The sequence below is a fragment of the Streptomyces sp. ME02-8801-2C genome (assembly GCF_033793965.1).
GTDB lineage: Bacteria > Actinomycetota > Actinomycetes > Streptomycetales > Streptomycetaceae > Streptomyces.
The window spans coordinates 47,514-69,377 of sequence record NZ_JARAXP010000014.1; the positions used below are offsets into that span (position 1 = coordinate 47,514).

13 protein-coding genes are annotated in these 21,864 nt (G+C 72.4%); 7 read left to right on the forward strand and 6 right to left on the reverse strand.

Going from position 1 to position 21,864, the window contains the following annotated elements:
• Positions 1 to 91: 91 nt before the first annotated feature.
• Positions 92 to 3,184, reverse strand: coding sequence for a glycoside hydrolase family 2 TIM barrel-domain containing protein (locus tag PV396_RS34575; RefSeq protein WP_319211464.1), 3,093 nt, complete (start codon positions 3,182 to 3,184; stop codon positions 92 to 94).
• Positions 3,185 to 3,452: 268 nt separating this feature from the next.
• Between PV396_RS34575 and PV396_RS34580 the strand changes: the two genes are divergently transcribed.
• From PV396_RS34580 to PV396_RS34590, 3 genes are all read left to right on the forward strand, one after another.
• A complete protein-coding gene (locus PV396_RS34580; protein WP_319211466.1) occupies positions 3,453 to 5,837 on the forward strand; it encodes a SpoIIE family protein phosphatase in 2,385 nt (794 codons plus the stop codon).
• Between the two features lie 86 nt (positions 5,838 to 5,923).
• A complete protein-coding gene (locus tag PV396_RS34585; RefSeq protein WP_319211468.1) occupies positions 5,924 to 6,493 on the forward strand; it encodes a DUF4232 domain-containing protein in 570 nt (189 codons plus the stop codon).
• 75 nt (positions 6,494 to 6,568) lie between these two features.
• Positions 6,569 to 7,843 (forward strand): arsenic transporter, encoded by a 1,275-nt coding sequence (locus PV396_RS34590; RefSeq protein ID WP_319211683.1) that lies wholly within the window; start codon positions 6,569 to 6,571, stop codon positions 7,841 to 7,843.
• 26 nt (positions 7,844 to 7,869) lie between these two features.
• Here the strand turns inward: PV396_RS34590 and PV396_RS34595 are convergent, their stop codons facing one another.
• Positions 7,870 to 9,816, reverse strand: a complete 1,947-nt coding sequence (locus tag PV396_RS34595; protein WP_319211470.1) for a ricin-type beta-trefoil lectin domain protein — start codon at positions 9,814 to 9,816, stop codon at positions 7,870 to 7,872.
• A 495-nt stretch (positions 9,817 to 10,311) separates the two neighbouring features.
• Positions 10,312 to 11,316 (reverse strand): helix-turn-helix domain-containing protein, encoded by a 1,005-nt coding sequence (locus PV396_RS34600; RefSeq protein ID WP_319211471.1) that lies wholly within the window; start codon positions 11,314 to 11,316, stop codon positions 10,312 to 10,314.
• A gap of 62 nt (positions 11,317 to 11,378) precedes the next feature.
• Between PV396_RS34600 and PV396_RS34605 the strand changes: the two genes are divergently transcribed.
• On the forward strand, positions 11,379 to 12,218 hold the full coding sequence (locus PV396_RS34605; protein WP_319211472.1) for a phytanoyl-CoA dioxygenase family protein: 840 nt from the start codon (positions 11,379 to 11,381) through the stop codon (positions 12,216 to 12,218).
• Between the two features lie 39 nt (positions 12,219 to 12,257).
• On the opposite strand, the gene PV396_RS34610 is transcribed toward PV396_RS34605, so the two are convergent.
• The 3 genes from PV396_RS34610 to PV396_RS34620 form a co-directional block, all read right to left on the reverse strand.
• Positions 12,258 to 13,226, reverse strand: a complete 969-nt coding sequence (locus PV396_RS34610; protein WP_319211473.1) for an aldo/keto reductase — start codon at positions 13,224 to 13,226, stop codon at positions 12,258 to 12,260.
• A 61-nt stretch (positions 13,227 to 13,287) separates the two neighbouring features.
• Positions 13,288 to 16,137 (reverse strand): LuxR family transcriptional regulator, encoded by a 2,850-nt coding sequence (locus PV396_RS34615; protein ID WP_319211474.1) that lies wholly within the window; start codon positions 16,135 to 16,137, stop codon positions 13,288 to 13,290.
• Between the two features lie 168 nt (positions 16,138 to 16,305).
• The gene (locus PV396_RS34620) at positions 16,306 to 16,926 is read right to left on the reverse strand and encodes an NADPH-dependent F420 reductase (protein ID WP_416071528.1); all 621 of its coding nucleotides are present in this window, start codon (positions 16,924 to 16,926) and stop codon (positions 16,306 to 16,308) included.
• A 237-nt stretch (positions 16,927 to 17,163) separates the two neighbouring features.
• Between PV396_RS34620 and PV396_RS34625 the strand changes: the two genes are divergently transcribed.
• The 3 genes from PV396_RS34625 (at position 17,164) to PV396_RS34635 (ending at position 21,838) form a co-directional block, all read left to right on the forward strand.
• Positions 17,164 to 18,039: an endo alpha-1,4 polygalactosaminidase gene (locus tag PV396_RS34625; RefSeq protein ID WP_319211476.1), complete on the forward strand. Its 876-nt coding sequence runs from the start codon at positions 17,164 to 17,166 to the stop codon at positions 18,037 to 18,039.
• A gap of 119 nt (positions 18,040 to 18,158) precedes the next feature.
• Positions 18,159 to 20,906 (forward strand): helix-turn-helix transcriptional regulator, encoded by a 2,748-nt coding sequence (locus PV396_RS34630; RefSeq protein ID WP_319211477.1) that lies wholly within the window; start codon positions 18,159 to 18,161, stop codon positions 20,904 to 20,906.
• Between the two features lie 107 nt (positions 20,907 to 21,013).
• Positions 21,014 to 21,838: an alpha/beta hydrolase gene (locus PV396_RS34635; RefSeq protein ID WP_319211478.1), complete on the forward strand. Its 825-nt coding sequence runs from the start codon at positions 21,014 to 21,016 to the stop codon at positions 21,836 to 21,838.
• Positions 21,839 to 21,864: the final 26 nt, after the last annotated feature.

Sequence of the window (21,864 nt, forward strand, 5' to 3'; positions counted from 1 at the left end):
CAGGGCCGAAAGCGAGGGTCTGGGGGCGCAGCCCCCAGTGGGGGTCCCCCCCTCTGGGGGAGGGACGGGTAGGGGCGGCGGGGGCGAGAACTCAGCCCGCCGGCGCGTCCAGGTGGCTGATGCGTATCGCGCCCCGTTCCTCCCCCGGGTAGCGGCTCGTCAGGTCGAGGCGCACACCCGTACCCCTCGCCGCGGCGAAGGTGATCACCGTCGCCGTGTCGGAGGCGTCCGCCCACTGGACCGCCGCCGCGGGCACCCGCACGTAGCGGTCGCCGTTCCGTACCGACACCGCTATCGACGCGGGCAGCGAATGCGTCGCGTCCACCGTGAAGGACACCTCGACGCGGGTGAAGTCGCGGACCCGTCCGAAGTCCACCGACACCCAGTCCTCGGCCCGGGCCCCGCTGAACGCCGGCAGCAGCGCGGTCGGCGCCTTGTGGAAGCCGTTGGACCAGCCGGTGGCCGACGCGCCGTCCAGCATCGCGGCGGGCAGGGTGTCCGGGCGGCCGGAGTAACTGGCGTCCGCCCGGGGGTAGGCGGGCGCGCCCGGGCCCGGGTCGGGTGCGAAGTGCGGCGCCGGCGTCAGCGCCTCGTCGCGCGCGGCCGTCGTACGGACCACGACCGTGCCCGTGCGCAGCCCCGCCGAGCGGGCCGTCACCTTGAGGCGTCCGGCGTCGGTGCCCGACCGGACGATGGCGAGGGCCTTGCCGTGGAAGGCGGTCCGGGTGCTCGCCTGATAGCGCTCGGCGCTCTCCTCGCGCCCGTTGTCGAGGCCGGCCAGGGAGCCGCCGTCGACGTCGAAGGCGAGCAGGTGCTCGGCGTCGGGCACGACCACGCCCCGGGCGTCGATGACGTCGGCGGTCACGAAGACGAGGGAACGGCCGTCCGCCGAGAGGGACTTGCGGTCAGCGGTCAGGCGTATCGCGTGCGCCGGTCCGGCCGTCCGCAGGACGTCCGTCGCCACGACCCGGCCGTCCCTGCGGGCCACCGCCTTCAACTCGCCGGGCTCGTACGGCACATGCCAGTTCAGATGGAGTTTGCCCGCGCTGCCGTTCGGGCTGGTGTAACTGCCGGGCCAGGCGCCGGAGGTGACGGTCTTGTCGTCGCCGGTGGCCTCGGTGGTCTCCAGGTAGGCGCGGCCGTCGGTCGTCCTCTTCGTGTCGAACCGCCTTGTGCCCAGGGACTTCTTGTTGAGGAACAACTCCACCGTGTCCACGTTCGCGTAGGCCCAGACCTCCACCGTGTCGCCCGGCTCGTGGTTCCAGGTCATCGGGAGCAGATGGACCATGGGCTCGTTCGTCCACTGACTGCGGAACAGGTGGTACATGTCCTTGGGGAAGCCCGCTGTGTCGACCGCCCCGAAGAAGGACGCCTTCACCGGGAACACGTTGTACGGGGTCGGTTCGCCGATGTAGTCGATGCCCGACCACAGGAACTCGCCCGCGAACCACTTCCGGTCCCGGTCCTTCTTGAGTCCGTACTCGCCGCTCATCGTCCAGGAGGCGAGGTTGTTGTCGTAGGACGAGACCGCGCGACCGCCCGGGGTGTGGTTCTCGCCGGTGTTGAGGTGTTCCGGTTCCTGGTAGGTGCCTCGGGTGGAGGTCTCGGACGAGGACTCCGACTCGAAGAGGAACAGATGCGGGTAGGCGGCGTGCAGGATGTCCACCGACTTCGCGGTGTTGTAGTTGAGGCCGAGGCCGTCGAGCTTGGCCAGCATCAGGTCGGCCGCCGAACCCTTCGCGGGCGGGTTGCGGTACTTGTCCGAGCCGATGACGAGCGGGCGGGTGTCGTCGGCCGCCCTGATCGCGGCGATGATTCGGTCGGCCATGGCGAGGCCGGCGGTCTGGGTGGAGTCGGGGATCTCGTTGCCGATCGACCACAGCAGCACGGCGGGCGAGTTGCGGGCCGCGAGCACCATCTCGGTGGCGTCCTTCTCGCACCACTCGTCGAAGAACCGGCCGTAGTCGTAGCGGGACTTGCCGGTCCGCCAGCAGTCGAAGGCCTCCACCATCATCACGATGCCCAGCTCCTCGCAGACCTGGATGATCTCCGGCGAGGGCGGGTTGTGGGAGGTGCGGAAGGCGTTGACGCCCATCGACTTCATGATGGTCATCTGCCGGCGGATCGCGTCGATGCTGACGGCGGCTCCGAGGGCGCCGAGGTCGTGGTGGAGGTCGACCCCCTTGATCTTGTGATGGGTGCCGTTGAGCTGGAAGCCCTCGTCCGGGTCGAAGCGGAAGTCGCGGATACCGAAGGTCGTGCGGTGGGTGTCCACGGGGGTGCCTGCGACGCGCAGCTCGGTCTTCAGGGTGTAGCGGTGCGGGTCCGCGATGTCCCACAACTTCGGTTCGCGGACGGTGAGTTCATGGGTCTCGTCCGCCCGGTCGGTGACGGTGACCGTGGAGGACGTACGGGCGACGGTACGGCCGCGGGCGTCGACGATGCGGGAGACGACCTCGACGTCTGCGGCGGCCCCGGACGCGTTCACCACGGACGTCCGCACCCGGACGCGGGCCCGCTCCGCGGTGATCTCCGGCGTCGTGACGTACGTACCCCAGCGCTCCACGTGCACCGGTTCGGTGACGACAAGGCGGGCCTCGCGGTAGATGCCGCTGCCCGAGTACCAGCGGCTGCTGGGCAGACGGTTCTGCACCTTGACCGCGAGCACGTTCTCGGTGGTGCCGTCGGTGTGCAGGAGGCCGGTGAGGTCGAGCGCGAACCCGGTGTAGCCGTAGGGGTGGCGGCCGACCTCCGTGCCGTTGCAGTAGACGTACGAGTCCATGTAGACGCCGTCGAACTCCACCGAGATCCGCCGGCCGGCCGGCGCGGGCGGAAGGGTGAAGGCGAGGCGGTACCAGCCGAGGCCGCCGGGGAAGAACCCGGTGCCGCTGGTGGTGCCGTGGTCGGTGGTCGGGGTGAGTTCGATGCTCCAGTCGTGGGGGACGGCGACCGCCCGCCACGCGGAGTCGTCGTAGGCGGGGTCGGCGGCGTTCGCGTACTCGCCCGTGGGGTCGGTGATCCCTCCCGGGTCGACCAGTGCGAAGCGCCAGCCGTCCCGCAGCGGGACGGTTCGGCGGCCGCCCGGGCCGGTCGCGGCCCGCGCGTCGGCGGCGGTGCCCAGCAGGGCTCCGGCGGCGGGGGCGGACGTACCGGCGATCAACACCGATCTGCGAGTGACCGTCATCGCGGCTCTCCCTCATCAGGGCCCAGAAATAATCACAACTGATCGTTAGCAAACAGATTCTGACGGTGTGGAACATGCGCCCGTCAAGAGTTCGGTGACGTACTTCGGCCTCACCTGTCACAACGGCCTGAATTCCGCCCCTCGCGGCGGCCTTGCCGAGGGCCCGGGGACGGTGGTGTCCCTGACCGCTCATGAGCAGGACGCACTAGGGTGGAGCACCAGTGACGTCCCCCTGCTCACTGTGCGTGTTCACGATGGAGTGGCGCTGATGAGTCCGGTGTACCCGTTCGACGATTCCGCCTCGGCGCGAGCCATCGTCGACGCGCGGGGCACACTGACCGGCTGGAACGAGGGTGCTCGTCGGCTGCTGGGCTGGTCGGCGGCCGAAATGCTGGGCCGCCCCGCCGCTTCCCTGCTGGCCGCCGACGGCGCGGACGGGCCCGGACGGCCGACGGAGCACCTCTGGCACGGCACCCTCGCTCTGCGTCACCGCGACGGCCGTACGGTGTCCAGCTGGCTCCTCGCCCACCACCGGCCGTCCCCGGACGGCGGCGGGGGCGACTGGCTCGTCGTCACCCCCTTGGAGAGCGGTGCCCAGGCCGCGGACGACCAGCTGATGCGGGCCGCATTGGACCAGGCGCCCTGCGCGACGGCCGTCTACGACGACCGGCTGCGGCTGCACGGTGTCAACGACGCCATGGCCGCTGTCATCGGACTGCCGCTGGATCGCATCCGGGGGCTCAGGATCGCCGAGATAGGGGGCAAGGAACGCAGCGCTGACCTGGAACTGAACATGCTCGACGTACTGACCAGCGGCAGGGCGAAGGACGTCCAGACCTATCTGCGCACCGGCGGCGAGGACCACGCGCACGCCTGGCTGGCCCGGCTCGCGCCACTCAAGGACACCGAGGGGCGGGTGCGGGGGGTCTGTCTCGCGGCCCACGACTTCACCGAGCAGTACCTCGCCCGAGAGCGGCTCCAGCTGGTCAACGAGGCGAGCGTACGCATCGGCACCACCCTCGACGTCACCCGGACGGCGCAGGAACTGGCGGACGTCTGCGTCCCGGCGCTCGCCGACTTCGTCAGCGTCGACCTGCTGGACCCGCCGCAGCACGGCGGCGACCATCATCCGGCCGAGCTGACGGCGCCCCTCAGCCTGCGCCGGGCCGCCCACCGGTCGATCATCCCGGGCAGTCCCGAAGCCGTGGCCAAGCCGGGACAGCTGGACGAGTACCCGGCCTTCTCGCCCCAGGCCGACTCCCTTCTCGCGGGCCGCACCATCGTGGCCGCGGTGCCCTCGGGCGATTTCGAACAGTGGATGACCTGGGACAAGGCGCGCTACGACCGGGTCAAGGAGTTCGGCATCCACTCCACGATGTCCGTGCCGATCACGGCACGCGGTACGACGCTGGGCGTCGCCGTCCTGACCCGGTACCGGCGCCCCGACCCGTTCACGTCCGACGACGCTCTGCTCGCCGAGGAGGTCACCGCCCGGGCGGCCGTCTGTATCGACAACGCCCGCCGGTTCTCCCGCGAACGCGAGACCGCCCTCGCCCTGCAACGCAGCCTGCTCCCCCGCACCCTGCCGCACACCGCCGCCCTCGAAGCCGCCTCACGGTATCTGCCCGCGGCGCGGGCCGGGGTCGGCGGCGACTGGTTCGACGTGATCCCGCTGTCGGGGATGCGGGTCGCGATGGTCGTCGGGGACGTCGTCGGCCACGGTGTCCAGGCCTCCGCCACCATGGGCCGGCTGCGCACCGCCGTGCGCACGCTCGCCGACATCGACCTCGCCCCGGACGAGCTGCTCACCCACCTGGACGATCTCGTCGTTCGGCTGTCGGCCGAGGCCGGCGGTGAGGGCGGCCCGGGCGAGGTCGGCGCCACCTGTCTGTACGCGGTGTACGACCCGGTGTCGCGGCGCTTGGCCCTGGCCCGTGCCGGGCATCCGCCGCCGATCATGCTCACGCCAGGTGGTACGCCCCGGCAGGTGCGGATGCCCGCCGGTCCGCCGCTCGGTCTGGGCGGTCTGCCGTTCGAGTCCACGGAACTGGAGCTGCCCGAGGGGACGGTCCTCGCCTTCTACACCGACGGGCTGATCGAGAGCCGCGAGCGGGACATCGACGCCGGTCACCGCCTGTTGTGCGACGCGCTGGCGGCGTACGCCGACTCGCTCGACGAGATGTGCGACCGCGTCCTGCACACCCTGCTCCCGCCGGGCGGCGCGGCCGACGACGTGGCCCTGCTGCTGGCCAGAACCCAGGGCCTGCCCGCCTCCCGGGTCACCACGTGGGACATCCCGGCCGACCCGGCGCTCGTCGGGCCGATCCGCAGGCAGGTCGGTGAGCAGCTCGACGTCTGGGGGCTGAGCGAGGCCGCGTTCACCACCGAGCTGGTGGTGAGCGAGCTCGTCACCAACGCCATCCGCTACGGCTCGCATCCGATCCGGCTGCGCCTCGTCCACGACACGTCCACCCTGATCTGCGAGGTCTCCGACGCCAGTCACACCGCCCCGCACCTGCGGCGCGCCAGGACGTTCGACGAGGGCGGCCGGGGTCTGCTGCTGGTCGCGCAGCTCACCGAGCGGTGGGGCAGCCGGCACACCCCCGACGGGAAGACCATCTGGGCCGAGCTGTCGCTGACGGACGACATCTGAGGTCCGGACCGCTCCTCGCGGTGCATGGAACGCGCCGATCGGAACACTCGCTCTTCGCGGAGTGACTTCGAGGAGTGAGTGAGGGCATGTCGATCTTCCCTACGTCCCGCCCGGTGCGCGGGGCCGCGCTGTTCACCACCGTGATCGCGTTACCGGTGCTGCTCGGGGCCTGCGGCAAGGGCGGGGAGAGTGTTTCGCCGAACACCGTCCCGTCCGCGACCAGCCCGTCGACAGGCGACACGCGTTGCCGGTCCACCGAGCTGCGCGCCTCGGTCGGGCGTCTCGATCCGGGCGCCGGACAGCGGAACCTCCCCGTCGTCCTGACCAACGACTCGGACCGCACCTGCACCGTGCGCGGCTATCCCGGCGCTGTCTTCGTGGACGCGTCGGGCAAGCGGCTGGGCCCCGCTCCCCAGCACTCCGAGGCCACACCGACGCCGGTCGAACTGGCGCCGGGCGACAGCGCCTGGGCCGGCCTGAGCTTCACGAACCCGGAGCTCAGCGAGGCCGAGACGGCGACACCGGCCGAGCTGCTGGTGACCCCGCCGGACGAGGGGGACGAACTCGAGGTGGCCTGGGAGGCGGGAGAGGTACCCGTCGGCGGAAACAAGTCGTCGGTGTTCCTGACCGTCCTCGCTCCCGGCACCGGACCCTGACCCGGCCGGAGAGCAGCCGAGCGGCGCCTGCTTTCATGGACGGGTACATCTGTTCCTGTCCCGGAGGACCGAACCCTGAACGCCCCGTCCGCCGAGGCCCTGTCCATCGTGCTGCTCGTCGCTGTCCTGGCCTGCGCTGTCGTGCGCCCGTTCGGGCTGCCGGAGGCGGTCGTGGCGGTTCCCGCAGCCGGGCTCGTGGTCGTCACCGGCGCCATCTCGCCGGAGCACGCGTGGGAGGAGGCCGAGCGGCTCGGGCCGGTGATCGGTTTCCTCGCCGCGGTGCTGGTGCTGGCCCACTTCTGCGATGTCGAGGGCCTCTTCCGGGCCTGCGGGGCCTGGATGGCCCGGTGGGCGGCGAACCGGCCCGGGCGGCTGCTGACCTCGGTCTTCGTGCTCGCCTCGGCGATCACGGCCGTACTGAGTCTGGACGCGACCATCGTGCTGCTCACGCCGGTGGTGTTCGCCACGGCCGCCCGGTCGGGGGTCCGGCCGGGGCCGCACTCCTACGCCTGCGCGCATCTGTCGAACACGGCGTCGCTGCTGCTGCCGGTCTCCAACCTCACCAACCTGCTGGCGTTCAGCGCGAGTGGGCTGAGCTTCACCCGGTTCGCCGCGTTGATGACGCTGCCCTGGCTGGTCGCGATCGCCGCCGAATACCTGGTGTTCCGGCGGTTCTTCGCCGCCGACCTGGCCGCACCGGCGTCGGCCGAGGTGGCCGACCCGGACGCGTCCGCCGCCGACACGCCCGCGTTTCCCCTGTTCGCCCTCGTCACCGTCGCCTGCACGCTCGCCGGGTTCGTCGTGGCCTCCGCGCTGGGCGTCGATCCTGCGTGGGCCGCGCTCGCGGGGGCGCTCGTGCTCGCCGGACGCGCGCTGGTGCGACGGCACGCGACCCCGGTGGCGGTGGTGCGGGCCACGGCGCCCGGGTTCCTCGCGTTCGTGCTGGCGCTGGGCATCGTCGTCCGCGCGGTCGTGGACAACGGGCTCGCCGACGCGCTCGGCCGGGTGCTGCCCGACGGGACAGGACTGGCCGCGCTGCTCGGGATCGCCGCGCTGGCCGCCGTACTCGCCAATCTGATCAACAACCTGCCCGCGGTGCTCGTGCTGCTGCCGCTGACCGCGACGGCCGGTCCGGGCGCGGTGCTCGCCGTGCTGCTCGGGGTGAACATCGGTCCGAACCTGACGTACGCGGGATCGCTGGCGACCCTGCTGTGGCGGCGCATCGTGCACCGGTACGAACACGAGGTCGGGATCGGGGAGTTCACGCGGCTCGGGCTGATCTCCGTGCCGGCCGCGCTGATCCCGGCGGTCGTGGCGCTGTGGGGCTCGCTGGCCGTCCTCGGGAGCTGAGGGACGGGCGAGCGGGCCCCCGGGCGTCAGCGGGGTGCTCCCCAGCCTCCGTACGGGCCGTAGCCATAGCCGCCTCCGTACCCGTAGGGGTATCCGTAACCGGGGCCGTAGTTGCCGCCGTTGGTCGGGTTCGGGCCGCTCCCGGCGCAGTTGGGGTAACCGTAGGAGCAGGGCCCTGCCGTCGGGAACGGGGGCGGGGGTGTCGGCTGGGCCGCCGGCGGAGTCGGTGTGGGCCGGGCCGGTGTGGGCGTGGGGGCCGGCGCCGGGGTGTTCGCGGGCGCGGGGGCCTTCTTGACGACCGGAGGGCTCGACTCGTCGGCCGCGTCCCAGTTGACGGCCTCCATCTGGAGGGACGGCGAAGACGAGTCGAAGACCCAGTGCTGGTCGGCGTCCTCCTCGCGCGCCTTCAGGACGAGCGGTGAGCTGCTTTTCGCGTCGGCGGGGGTCAGCGCCAGGTTCTGGTCCCAGCGCGGGACCAGGGTGCCCTGGAGAGTGAAGTCGTAGCGCACGTTCTTGGTACCGGGCTGGGAGGGGCCCGTGCACGGGGCGAGCTGGACCGAGTAGCCGAGGTGGGAGTCGAGGCAGAGGTCAGGGGCGGCGACGTTGCGCAGCAGGCCGTCGGTCTCGTACGACCACTCCTGGCCGGGCGCCGACGAGCAGCCGGTCAGCTCGGCCTCCGCGCCCTTGACGGACTTGCCGCCGGCGATGCCGATGCACAGGCCGGACTCGACGTTGTGCAGCCGGCCGCGCAGGTCGCCCTTGGTGGTCTCCCCCGAGCCGACCCAGGAGGAGTCGGTGCCCGAGCCGTCGGTGGCGGAGTCCGAGGGGTTGGTCTCGGCTGTCGGGCCGTCGTCGTCGCCCTGGTTGAGGGCGGACCACAGGACCAGCGGCACGAGGACCAGCGCGCTCACGGTCGCGACGGCGAGGGTGCGGTTGCGTCGGCGGACCCTGCGCCGGGCTGCCTTGTGCGCGGAGCGGTGGGAGCCGGGGCGGACGGCCAGCTCGGTGGAGGAGGGAGGGGTCGTGGGCATGGGCGGGGCCTGGGCCAGGATCCGCGGGACGGGAAGCAGGCTCTCGGTGGTGGCGACCTCGATGATCGGGGCCTGCTCGACCTCGACGATGGCGCTCTCCGCGGCACGTCCGGGGCGGGACTCGAGATAGGCGCGCGCGCCCCAGCCGAGGACGCCCTCGGCCAGCGCGAGGGCGAGGTCGCCGTTGAACTGGTTCAGCTGGTCGGCGGCGTGGCGGCAGGTCTTGCAGTCCGCGAGGTGCTTGGCGAGATCGGGGTCGATGTCGAAGCTGCGGCGCCGGCAGGTGACGTCGATGAGCCGGATGTAGCGGCGGCACTCCTCCTGGGGCACGACCTCGCGGTGGACGTGCAGGCATTCCTCACGCAGACGGCCGCGGGCCCGGCCGAGTTCCACGGCGGCGTCCGCCACGCTCAGACCCAGCAGGCCGGCGGGTATCTCCAGCGGTTCGGCCTCGACCTCGGCGTGCCAGAGCAGGCAGCGCGCGGACTGCGGGAGGTTCTGGAAGGCCCGGGAGAGCAGCCGCCGGTCGGGCGCGGGCAGCAGTCGGGCGGCGACGCGGTTTCCGCCGCCGGGCGTGGTGCGCAGCTCGGGGTGGAGCATCTCGTGCCGGTGGTCGCCCTCCCACTCCGCCGCCAGTCGGCGCACGGTGACCAGCAGGTGGGGACGCCAGGCGGAGGTGGGGCCGCTCTGTCGCAGGGACTCACCGAAGATGCGGGTGAAGGCGGCCGTGGTGAGCATTCCGGCCGGGCGGGGGCCGCTGGTGCACAGACGCGCGTAGGCGAAGGCCGCTTCCCAGTGCCGGTCGAGCAGTTCGCCGACAGGATGGAGCGCGGGCGTCGTCCCCGTCCACTTCTTCAACTCGGCGCTGAGTTCGACATCCGAGGCGTCGTACGCGGGAGTTGGGGCTGGGGTTGGGGAATTCGACAGGCCTGCGTCTTTCACGTCTGTATTCCTCCACGGACAACGCGGGTTCTAGTCCATACCTAGCGGTATGCGACCCTGCCGACGAAACGACAGGATCCGACCAAACGGGGATCGGTATCGCGAACGCCCGCAGCGGACAGCTCTTTTGGAGCGGGGACCCAGCGGGAACGTCGCGTACGTGCAGGGGGAAAATGATTGTCCGCACACCGACGTGCACACCTTTGCACAGCTCAGCGAGCCGTAACAAGAGATCACGCCGTTTTCCGCATTCCAGCACTGCTGAATGCGGTAGACGAAGTGTCAATGAGGGTGCGCCTTTTGGGATTGCTACTGTATCAAGATCCGCATTGCAAACGGTATTCACTTCGCTCGGCGCTGTTTCCCAACCATTGACGGACAACCTCCGCCCGAGTCGCGAAAGGGTCCGCCCGGGCGGACCCGCAACCACGGGCCCGGGTGTTTCCGCAGCTCATGTTCCGGGTATGGACGGGGCCGCCGCAACACACGGGGACGTCACGGTAGTTGGCCGGTTCCTTCACATCTGTGTCCGGAACCCGCCGTCAAACCAATAGGAGAATCGGTTACCGCGGGTACGCGTCTGCACAGTGCCCGGTACGCGCCCGGCGGTGTCCCGTGGCGCTCCCGGAACACCCGGTTGAAGTGGAAGGGACTGGCGAAACCGGAGGCGACGGCCACGCGTTCCACCGGCAGATCGGTGGCCTCAAGCAGCCGGGCCGCATGCCGCAGCCGGGCCTCGCGCAGCGCCCGCATCGGGGACCGGCCGAGCTGCTCGGTGAACAGGTGCGCGAACCGCGAGGGCGACAGCGCGACCCCCTCGGCGAGCGACCGCACGGTGTGCGCGGCGGCGGGGTCTGCGGCGATGAGGGCTTCCGCCCGGCTCACCCGCGCGTCGACTCCCGGCCGCGCCGGAAGGGGGCGGGCGGCGGCCGAGGCGAGCAGGACGATTTCCTCCAGGGAACAGAGGGCGAGCTCCTGGGCGGCGGTGCCGTGCGCCACGGCTATCGGGCCGTTGGGCACGGCCGGGGAAGCGGAATCGACCGGGGAACCGGGCGGCTGTGCCCCGCCGCCGGGCCAGCGGGCGTCCGACAGCATGCGGGCGAACGCCGTCGCCATACGGTCGTGCAAGGTGGCCGGGACCGGGGCGACGACGTACAGGCCGTCGCCCACGGCGTAGGGGCTCAGCCAGGCCGTCCAGGAGGGGCGCGCCTGGCAGTGCGCCCACCAGAACCGCCAGTGCCGGGCGCCCGGTCCGACCTGGTAGCGGTGCGGCACCCCAGGGCCGAGGACGACCAGGTCCCCGGCGTCGGCCCGCGCCCCGGCCGCGCCCTGGGTGAGCAGACCGTGGCCGTCCGTCGTCCAGGTGAAGAGCCAGCTGTCCGCGCCCTGCGGCCGGTTGACGGCGTATCCGGGCCCCTCGTCGTAGCGCCCGACGGTCACCAGTCCGGGCGGCGGTGCGGGGGTGGCGGTCTCGGGCAATCCGTCAGCGTTCACGGGCATCGTCTCCAGAGTGCGTCGGCCCTAGTGTGGCGGCCGGTGACAGCGGACCGAGGGAGTGGACGATGACAGTCACGGGTATCGGTGCCGCCGGCGCCTCCATCCTGCGGCAGGAGGAGCGCCGACGGTTCGAGGAGGACGGATTCACCGTCGTACGGGGACTTTTCGGGGAGGCGGAGATCGCCGGTCTTCGCGCCGAGTTCACAGCGCTGCACGCGGCCGGTCCCGTGCCGGGGCATTTCGAGCCCCGCCCGTCGGGCCAGGTCGGCCGGCCGGCCGACCCACTGGACGCGTATCCGCGCGTGATGCAGCCGCACGAGTTCCACGAGCCGTCGCTCGGCTGGCTGCTCGACCCCCGGCTGCGCGCCGTACTGGAGATCCTGCTCGGCGAGGAGGTGCTGGCCGCGCAGAGCATGTTCTATTTCAAGCCACCGGGCGCCCGGGGCCAGGCGCTGCACCAGGACAACTTCTATCTGCGGGTCGAGCCGGGCACCTGTGTGGCCGCGTGGATCGCCTGCGAGGCGATCGACCGGGACAACGGCGGTCTGGAGGTCGTGCCCGGCACGCACCGGATGGACCTGTTCTGTCCCGAACAGGCGGACGCCGGGCTGTCCTTCGCCCGGGAGTACGTGCCCCCGCCACCCGGTCTGAGCACGGTACCGGTCGACATGGCCCCGGGTGACGTCCTGTTCTTCAACGGCAGCCTGGTGCACGGTTCGCAGCCCAACCGCAGCGCCGACCGGTTCCGCCGTTCCTTCATCGGGCACTACGTGGGCCGCTCGGCCGAGAGCATCGGCCACTTCTACCGCACGATCTCCATGAGCGGTGACCGGGTCCAGTTGCGGGAGAGCGAGGGCGCGGGGCCGTGCGGTACGGAGTTCGGGCCGCTCTCCGGACCGCACTGACGCCCTGCCGGGCAGGCACACCCCCGCCCTCGCCGCCGGTCAGTGACCGCTGATGGGATGCGGGGTGTACGCCTGCCCCAGTTCCTCGATCTCCTTGTCGGTCAGCTCGATGTCGACGGCGGCCACCGCGTCGTCGATGTGGTGCGGCTTGGTCGCGCCGACGATCGGGGCGGTCACCGGGCTCTGGTGCAGCAGCCAGGCCAGGGCGACCCGGGCGCGCGGCACATCCCGCTCGGCCGCGATGCGGGCGACCGTGTCGACGATGGTGCGGTCGCTCTCCGGGTAGAGGGTGCGGCCGAACTCGTCGGTCTCGCTGCGCTCGGTGGCGGTGTCCCAGTCGCGGGTGAGCCGGCCGCGCGCCAGCGGGCTCCACGGCAGGACACCGACGCCCTGGTCCGCGCACAGGGGCAGCATCTCGCGCTCCTCCTCGCGGTAGAGGAGGTTGTAGTGGTTCTGCATGGACACGAACCGCGTCCAGCCGTGCTCCCGGGCCGTGTACTGGGCCTTGGAGAACTGCCAGGCGTACATCGAACTCGCCCCGATGTAGCGGGCCTTGCCCGCCTTGACGACGTCGTGCAGCGCCTCCATCGTCTCCTCGACCGGGGTGACGGAGTCGTAGCGGTGGATCTGGTAGAGGTCGACGTAGTCGGTGCCGAGGCGGGTGAGACTGCGGTCGATCTCGGTCAGGATCGCCTTGCGGGAGAGGCCGCCGCCGTTGGGTCCGGGCCGCATCCGGCCGTGCACCTTCGTGGCGAGCACGATCTCGTCGCGGCGGGCGAAGTCGGCGAGCGCCCTGCCGACGATCTCCTCGCTGGTGCCGTCGGAGTAGACGTTCGCCGTGTCGAAGAAGTTGATCCCGGCGTCGAGGGCCTGCCGGATCAGTGGGCGCGAGGCCTGCTCGTCGAGGGTCCACGCGTGGTTGCCGCGGTCGGGAAGGCCGTAGCTCATGCAGCCCAGACAGATCCGCGACACGTCCAGGCCCGTCGAACCGAGCTTCACGTACTGCATCGTTGCTGCTCCTGCCTTCGGGTGGGGTACCGGTACGCGATCGAGCGTACGCCTGACGTGATCAAGGAGCCGGGGTCCCCTCCAGCGGCTGGGACGACTCGGGCAGCGCGTCGCGCAGTTGGGCGCGGCCGGTGATGCCGAGTTTGGGGAAGACGCGGTAGAGGTGGAAGCCGACCGTGCGGGGCGAGAGGAAGATGCGTTCGCCGATCTCGCGGTTGCTGAGGCCCGCTGCGGCCAGCCGGGCTATCTGGAGCTGCTGCGGGGTGAGTTCGGCGAGGACGTCGCGTGGCGGGGTGCTGGTGGGGGTGACGCCGGTGGCCCGCAGTTCGGCGCGGGCGCGCTCGGTCCAGGGGCGGGCGCCGACCCGTTCGAAGGCGACGAGCGCGGCGGTGAGCTGCGGACGCGCCTCCACCGAACGGCGTCTGCGGCGCAGCCACTCCGCGTAGTCGAGGCGGACCAGAGCCCGCTCGAACAGCCACTGTTCGCCGGCCGGATCGGCGAGGGCCGCCGTGAAGTGTTCCTCCGCCTCGTCGCCTTCGCTCAGCAGCGCCTGAGCCCGGTGCAGTACGGCGTCCAGCCGGGCGGAGACGCCGCCGGCCGCGAGGCGACGGCGGGTCGCATCGACGATCCGGCGTGCCTCGTCGGCTCGGCCGGTGCGCACGGCCGCCGCGGTGAGATCGGCCAGGTAGTGGTCGGAGGCGTGGAAGTGGAGCGGTTGGGGCTCGGCGTCCTGGGTGTAGACGGCCCGGAAGCGGGTGTAGGCGGCTGCGTGGTCGCCCTCGGCGAGGGCGGCGGCGCCGAGGGCGTAGTGCCTGCGTACCTGCAGGCTGAGGGAGTTGGGCAGATCGACCCCGTGGACGGCCCGCTGCACCGCGGCGCGGGCCGCCTCGGTGTCCCCGCGCAGGGCGAGGATGGTGGCGCCGACGACGGGTGAGCCCGCCGCCACGATCTCCAGGCCGGCCTCGGCCGCCGTCCGGTACGACTCGTCGAAGATCGCGTGGGCCCGGTTCCAGGACCCGCTCTCGTACAGGGCCAGCGCAAGGGCGTTGGCGACGGTGGCGTTGGCGCCGGCCGTCGGGGAACGCCGCAGATGGTCCAGGGCGGCGCCGAGCAGCCGGACGGCTTCGGCGGTCTCGTCCAGGATCCAGGCGGCGGCGCCCACGACGACCAGCCGGGCCAGTCTCTGGTCCTGGGCGGCGGGCCCGGGCGGGAGCCCCGGCGGGTCTCCGGTCCAGTCGGTGCCCCTGAGCAGCGCGAGGGCCTGCTCACGGTTGCGTACGGGATCGCAGCCCGCCAGCGCCCACACGCGGCCCGCCTCGTCGTCCTGGGTCGGCACGCTCGCGGTGATCCGCTGGATCCGCTCACGGAACGAGGGGTCACCGGAGTGGTAGGCGGGGGTGGTGGCCGTGCTGAGGGCGTCGAGGGCGAGGGCGGGATCGGTCTCGACGGCGGCCTCCGCTACCGGCAGCAGGAAGCCGAGCGAGTCCTCGAAGCGGGTGGTCACGGCGAGCGCCCAGCCGGCCAGGAGCGAGGCCTGGGCGAGCACGGCCGGCTCGTCGGTGAGGGTGAGGACGTGGGAGGCCAGTTCGCCGACCCAGCGCGGGTGTCCGGCGTGCATCGCCATGTTCGCGGCCCGGACCAGCCGCCGGGAGCGGACGCCGGGGTCGGGGCTGAGCCGGGCCGCCCGTTCGAGGGCGGCCGCCGCTCCCGCGTAACCGCCCCGGCGCTGCGCGCGGGCGGCGCTGTCGTCCAGTCCCTGGGCGGCTTCCTCGTCGACGCCCGAGACGGCGGCGGCCCGGTGCCAGGCGCGCTGGTCGGGGTCACCGGCGAGGACGTCCGCCAGGGCGGTGTGGGCCGCGTGGCGTCCGGCGTAGGTCGCGGACTGGTAGACGGCGGAGCGGATCAGCGGGTGCCGGAAGTGGAGGCGGCCGTCGTCGATGCGGACGAGTCCCGCCTCTTCGGCCGGCCGCCAGTCGGCGGGGGTGGCGGTGTGTCCGGCCGCGGAGAGGATGACGGGCAGTTCGGCCGTCTCTGCGGCTGCCGCGAGGAGCAGCAACCGGCGTGTGGGTGCGGGGAGTTCGGGCAGGTCTGCGGCGAAGATCGCCTCCAGGCGGTCGGTGAGGGGCAGTGCCTCGGTGGCGCCGTCCCGTCCGGCCTCGGGGTCGCGGCTGACGGCTCGGGCGAGTTCGACCAGGGCGAGGGGGACACCGGCCGCCTGGTCGAGGATGCGGGAGCGGGCGCGGCCGACGGGCGGTTCGGGCTGGAGGTCGAGGAGGCGTCCGGCGGCGGACGGGGGCAGCGGCTCGACGGTCAACTGCCGGTGCTCGTGCGCGAATTGAGGAGGCAGGGAGTTGTCGCGGGCGGCGAGGACCATCGCGACCGGTTCCCCTTCGAGGCGCCGGGCGACGAAGGCGAGGACGTCGAGGGTGCCCACGTCGAGCCAGTGGGCGTCGTCGATCACGAGCAGCAGCGGTCCCCGGCTCGCCGCGTCGGAGAGCAGGGTGAGGGCGCCGAGGGAGGTGAGCAGCGGGTCGGGGACCGTGGCCTGCTCCTGCTCGGGGTCGAGCCCGAACACACCGAGCAGCGCGGCCCGTTGGCGTACGGGCAGACCATCGGCCAGGTCCAGTACCGGGCGCAGCAGTTGATGCAGTCCGGCGAACGGCAGCCCGGACTCGCCTTCGCAGCCTCGGCAGCGCAGCACGCGCACTTTGGCCCGCAGGGCGGTACGGCCGACCGCGTCGAGCAGCACGCTCTTGCCCGCGCCCGGTCCGCCGGTGAGGACCAGGACGCCTGGCAGCGCCCCCGGGAGGTCGTCGGGTTCGGCCGTGACCTGGTTCACCAGCTCGGTGAGGACGGCGAGTTCGCTGTCGCGGCCGACGATCCACTCCTCGCCGGGACGGGAGGGGCTCATGAGGGGGCCCCTGAGGAGCGGACTGCTGCTGGAATCGCCGCGGGTGGCCGGTCGGCACCGGCCGACGAGTCCCGTAAGTCCGACGGGGTGCGCTCTCCGATCATGTCCTGACAATAAGCGGTGAGTTGGCTCCAGGTCGTCCCGAACGGGTGTGGTACCGCCCACGGTTCAGGGCTGGAGCAGCAGACTGAGTGTCGCCAGCTGTCCGCCGGGAAACTGTTGGAGGCGGCCCCCGGCGGCCAATCGGCCCAGGTCGACGGCCGCCCAGCCGACATGCTCGACGAGCCGGGCGACCCGGTCGTTGGCGCCCGGGTGGTTGCCGGAGAGAAAGATCACCCGGCGTCCGGCGGGCGTGCGCGGCTCGGCGGCGAGGATCGCGGGCGCGAGGGTGTTGAACGCCTTCACCAGGCGGGCCCCGGGCACCAGGCCGGCGACGACCTCGCTGGACTGGTGGTCCTGGCTTTCGGTGACGTGGAGGTCGGCGACGTGAAGGTCGAGGGGCCCCAGCGGGTTGGTGGTGTCGATGACGATCCGTTCCTGCCAGTCGCAGGTCCCGGCCGCCGCGACCGCCTCGGACAACTGCCGCCAGGGCACGGCGAGTACGACGATCTCCTCACCGGCCGCCTCCGCCACGGTCGCCGGGACGAGCCCCGGCCCGATCGTGTCGGCGAGGTCGCGCGGGGACCGGGGGTTCCGGCTGTCACTGAGGAGAACCGTCTCACCGGCAGCCACGAACCGGACGGCGAGGGCCTGTCCGAGGGCTCCGGTGCCGATGATGCCGACGCGCATGACGTGTCTTCCTTGACTCGGCGGGACGAGCGGGCGAGGGCGCGACCTGATCATGGCCGGGAGGCCGGGGTGCGGGCTTCTGTCAAGTGACCGGCTCTGCCGTCGACATGCGGGTACCGGGTCCATTTGACTGCGGGCGTTCCGGGCGCTTTGATCCTGACCGTGCCGGGCCGTGCGCCCGGTGCGCAGAGGTACGCACAGCCGGTGGTGGTCGTACCCGCGATCGATGGAGCGGACATGCCCGCCGAGGGTGCACACCGCGTCGGAGGCTTCCGGACGGCGGCGGTCGTGCTGGCGGCCGTCTGCGCTGCCGGATGGGGACTGACCGCGTGCGGCGGCTCGTCGCCGGAGCCGGGGGAAGCGGCCGAACCCGGGTCGACGCCCACGCCCCCCGCCTCGGCCGAGGTCCGACTGCCGCCGCTGCACGCCGGTTTCGACTACCAGATCGGCGGCGCCTATCCGCCCCCTGTGGGCGTGCGCATCGTCAGCCGCGACCGTACGGCGGCTCCCGCGCCCGGCCTCTACAACATCTGCTACGTCAACGCCTTCCAGGCGCAGCCCGGCGACGAGAAGTCATGGCCCGCCGATCTGCTGCTGCGGGACGCGAACGGCGAGACCGTCATCGACGAGGACTGGGACGAGGCCCTGCTCGACATCGGCACGGCGGCGAAACGAAAGCGGATCGCGGCGCGGGTGAACGAGTGGATCGACGGCTGCGCGGACAAGGGTTTCGACGCGGTCGAGCCCGACAACTACGACAGCTACACCCGCTCCGACGACCTCCTCACCGCCGACGACGCCACCGCCTTCATCACCCTTCTCTCCCGGCACGCGCACGCGCGGGGGCTGGCCATCGGTCAGAAGAACACCGCGGACCTGGCCGGGCTGAGGAAGAAGACCGGACTGGACTTCGCGGTCGCGGAGGAGTGCGGCGAGTTCGACGAGTGCGGGGAGTACGCGGCGGCGTTCGACGACCGGGTGGTCGTGATCGAGTACACCGACAGCGGGCTGCACAAGGCCCTCGCGGGCTTCGGTGACCGGCTGAGCATCGTCCGCAGGGATGTCGATGTGTCGACACCGGGCAGCGCCGGGTACATCCGCAGGACGCGCTGAGGCGGAACGGGGAGATCGGCCCCTGCCGGGGTGTCGCCCCTGCTTGAATCAGAGGGCTTCACGCAACCCCCACATGTTCGCTCTCGGGCCCAACTGGGGCCGCACTGAAGGGTGTTGGCTTGATCCTGCAAGGGCGCACGGCGGAACGTGAGTTACTCGACCACCTGGTCACCGACCTTCGCTCCGGGCTGAGCCGGGTCGCGCTGTTGCGCGGCGACGCGGGCATCGGGAAGACCGTGCTGCTCGACCACGCGGCCGCCGAGGCCGCCGGGTTGCGGGTGCTGCGGATCGCGGGTGTCGAGGCGGAGGCGGGCTTCCCGTTCGCGGCGCTGCACCGGCTGCTCGTACCGTTCCTGGAGGGGCTCAAGGAGCCCGGGCCGCTGTCCGCCGTCCAGCGCGAGGCGTTGCGGGTGGCCTGCGGGCTGGCCGAGGGGCCGCCCGCCGACGGCTTCCTGGTCGGGCTCGCGACGCTCACCCTCCTCGCGGAGGCGGCGAAGGCCCGGCCCGTGCTGGCGCTCGTGGACGACGTCCAGTGGCTCGACGAGGAGACCCTCGGCGTGCTGGCGTTCGTCGGGCGCCGGGTGCACGCGGAGGGCGTCGGACTGCTGTTCGCCGCGCGCACCGGCTTCGACGTACCGGCGGGGCTCCCCGTCACCGAAGTCGCCGGGCTGGCCGAGCCGTTCGCGCTGGAGGTGCTGCGGGCGGCGGTCGCCGGGCCGCTCGACACGCGAGTCGCGGCCCGCATTGTGAGCGCCACCGCCGGAAACCCCCTGGCGCTGGCGGACCTCGGCCAGGAGCTGTCCGCGGAGCAGCTCGTCGGCGGCCTCGCGCTGCCCGAACCGCTGCCCGTGGGCGGGCGGTTGGAGGCGCACTACCTCCAGCGGGTGCACGCGCTGGCGCCGGACGCGCAGACCTGGCTGCTGCTCGCCGCCGCCGAACCGGGCGGCGATCTCGGCTACATCACCGCGGCGGCCGAGCGACTCGGGATCGGTGCCGAGGCCTCCGATCCGGCGGAGGCGGCCCGTTTGGTGGTGCTGCGGAGCGCCGCCGTGTTCCGGCATCCGCTGGTGCGTTCCGCGGTGTACGGGGGTGCCACCAGCGTGGAGCGACGGCGCGTCCACCTCGCGCTCGCCGAGGCCACCGACCGCCCCTTGGACAGCGACCGGCGGGCCTGGCACCTCGCCTCCGCCGCGCTGGGGCCGGACTCCGAGGTCGCGACGGAGGTGGAGCGCGCGGCCGACCGGGCGGGCGCCCGGGGCGGGTTCGCGGCCCGCGCCACCTTTCTCACCCGGGCCGCCGAGCTGACACCGGACGACGGGATGCGGGCCGGGCGGCTGCTGGCGGCGGCCGAGGCCGCGCTGCGGGCCGGGGCGCCCCTGCAGGCGGAGTCGCTGGTCGACGCCGTCGACGTGGGCCCGCTCGACGCGGTGGGCCGGGGCCGGATGCTGCTGGTCCGCGCGTACGCGGTACTGGCGCTGGGCGACGCGGACTCGTTCTCGCGTGCGCCCGCGCTGTGTCTGCGCGCCGCACTGCTGCTCGCCGAGGGTGCGCCCGACCTCGCGCGCCAGGCGCTGCTGCAGGCGATCCACGGTGTCATCACCTCGGAGCACCTCATGCGGGACACCTCGGCGGCCGAGATCGCCCGGGCCATCGAGAGCCTGCTGCCCCGCTCCGGGCCCGCCGGCGGCCCCGATCTCGTACTGCGCGCCTTCGCCGTGCTCGCCCTCGACGGCTACGAGTGCGCCGTCCCGCATCTGCGGCGGGCCTGCGCGATGGTGCTGGACCCGCGCACGCCCGACGAACAGGTGCTGCGCGCCTATCTGCCCACCGTGACGATGGCGATGATCCGGTGGGACGAGCGGACGGTGACCGCCGTGCTGCGGCGGACCGCGGACGTGGCCCGGGCCACCGGCGCGCTCACTCAGCTGGACAGCGCGCTGTACTGCGCGGTGATGTCCGAGACGAACCTCGGTGAACTGGCCGACGCCGAGGCCCTGCGCGCGGAAGGCGACCAGATCCGGGCGGCGATCGGCGCGACCGACGACGTGTGGGCGATCTACCGCCATCCCGAACTCCTCGCCTGGCAGGGCGGTTCGGAGGACATCGACACCGTGCTGAACGGCTCGATGGACGCCGGGACCTGGCTCGGCGCCGGGGCGGTCGAGTCCATCGCCCGGATCGGCATGGCCGTCCTGGCACTGAGCCGCGGCGACTACGCCACGGCGCGCGACCACACCAAGGAGCTGGTCGAGGAGGACCCCCACGGGATCCACTCCCGCCTGCTCCCGCACCTCGTCGAGGCCGCCGTGCGCTGCGGCGACCGGGTCCTCGCCACCGCCGCCCTGCGCACGCTCACCGCACGGGCCGAGGCAGCCGGCACGCCCTGGGCGCTCGGTCTGCTGGCCCGCTCACGGGCCCTGCTCGCTCCGGCGGACGAGGTCGAACCGCTGTTCGCCGAGGCGATCGGCGTGCTGTCGGACACCCGCGCCCGGTCCGATCTGGCGGTCACCCACCTCCTGTACGGCGAGTGGCTGCGCCGCCGCAGGCGACGCCGGGACGCCCGGGAGCAACTGCGTACGGCGGTGGACCTGTTCGACGCGATGGGCGCCAAGGGCTTCGCCGCACGCGCCGCCCAGGAGCTGGCCGCCACCGGCGAACACCCCCGGCGGGGACCCGCCGGTACGGCGAACGCGCTCACCCCGCAGGAACTCACCGTCGCCCGTCTCGCGAAGGGCGGCGCGACCAACGCCGAGATCGCCGCCCAGCTGTTCATCAGCGCGAGCACGGTCGACTACCACCTGCGGAAGATCTTCCGGAAGCTCGACGTGACCTCCCGGCGACAGCTCGCCCAGGCCCCCGGCCTCTGAGCCGGCCCAGCGCGCGGTAACGACTACGCGCCGCACGGGGTACGGGGCCCACCGCGTGCGACGGATGCTCAGGGGGTCGGGAAAGTCCCGCAGACGGGAGCACACCCATGCCATACGTCACCGCAGCGGACGGCGCGGAGATCTTCTACAAGGACTGGGGGCAGGGCCGCCCGGTGGTCCTGAGCCACGGCTGGCCGCTGAACTCGGACAGCTGGGAGGCACAGCAGCTGTTCCTCGCCACCCACGGCTACCGGGTCCTCGCGCACGACCGGCGCGGCCACGGCCGTTCCTCGCAGACCTGGCACGGCAACGAGATGAACACCTACGCCGACGACCTGGCCACCCTCATCGACACCCTCGACCTGCGTGACGTCACCCTCGTCGGCTTCTCCACCGGCGGCGGCGAGGTCGCCCGCTATGTGGGCCGGCACGCCACCGGGCGCGTCGCCCAGCTAGCGCTCGTGTCCGCCGTACCGCCGTTCATGCTGAAGACGGACGACAATCCGGGCGGGGTGCCGGGCGAGGTGTTCGACGCGATCCGGGCCGGGTCGCTCGCCGACCGCTCACAGCTGTACCGGGATCTGGCCGACGGGCCGTTCTTCGGCCACAACCGGCCCGGCCAGGACGTCTCGCAGGGCATCCGGGACGCGTTCTGGCGCCAGAGCCTGCAGGCCGGGCACCGGAACGCCTACGAGAGCATCGCGGCCTTCTCCGCGACCGACTTCCGCGCCGACCTCGACGCCTTCGACGTACCCACGCTGGTCGTACACGGCGACGACGACCAGGTCGTACCGATCGACGTCGGCGGCAAGGCGTCGGCGGCCCGCATCAAGACGGCGACGCTCAAGGTCTATCCGGGCGCGCCGCACGGCATCACGGACACGCACAGGGACCAACTGAGCGCGGATCTCCTCGACTTCCTCAACTCCTGAACTCCTGATCCCCGGAAGGGACTTCG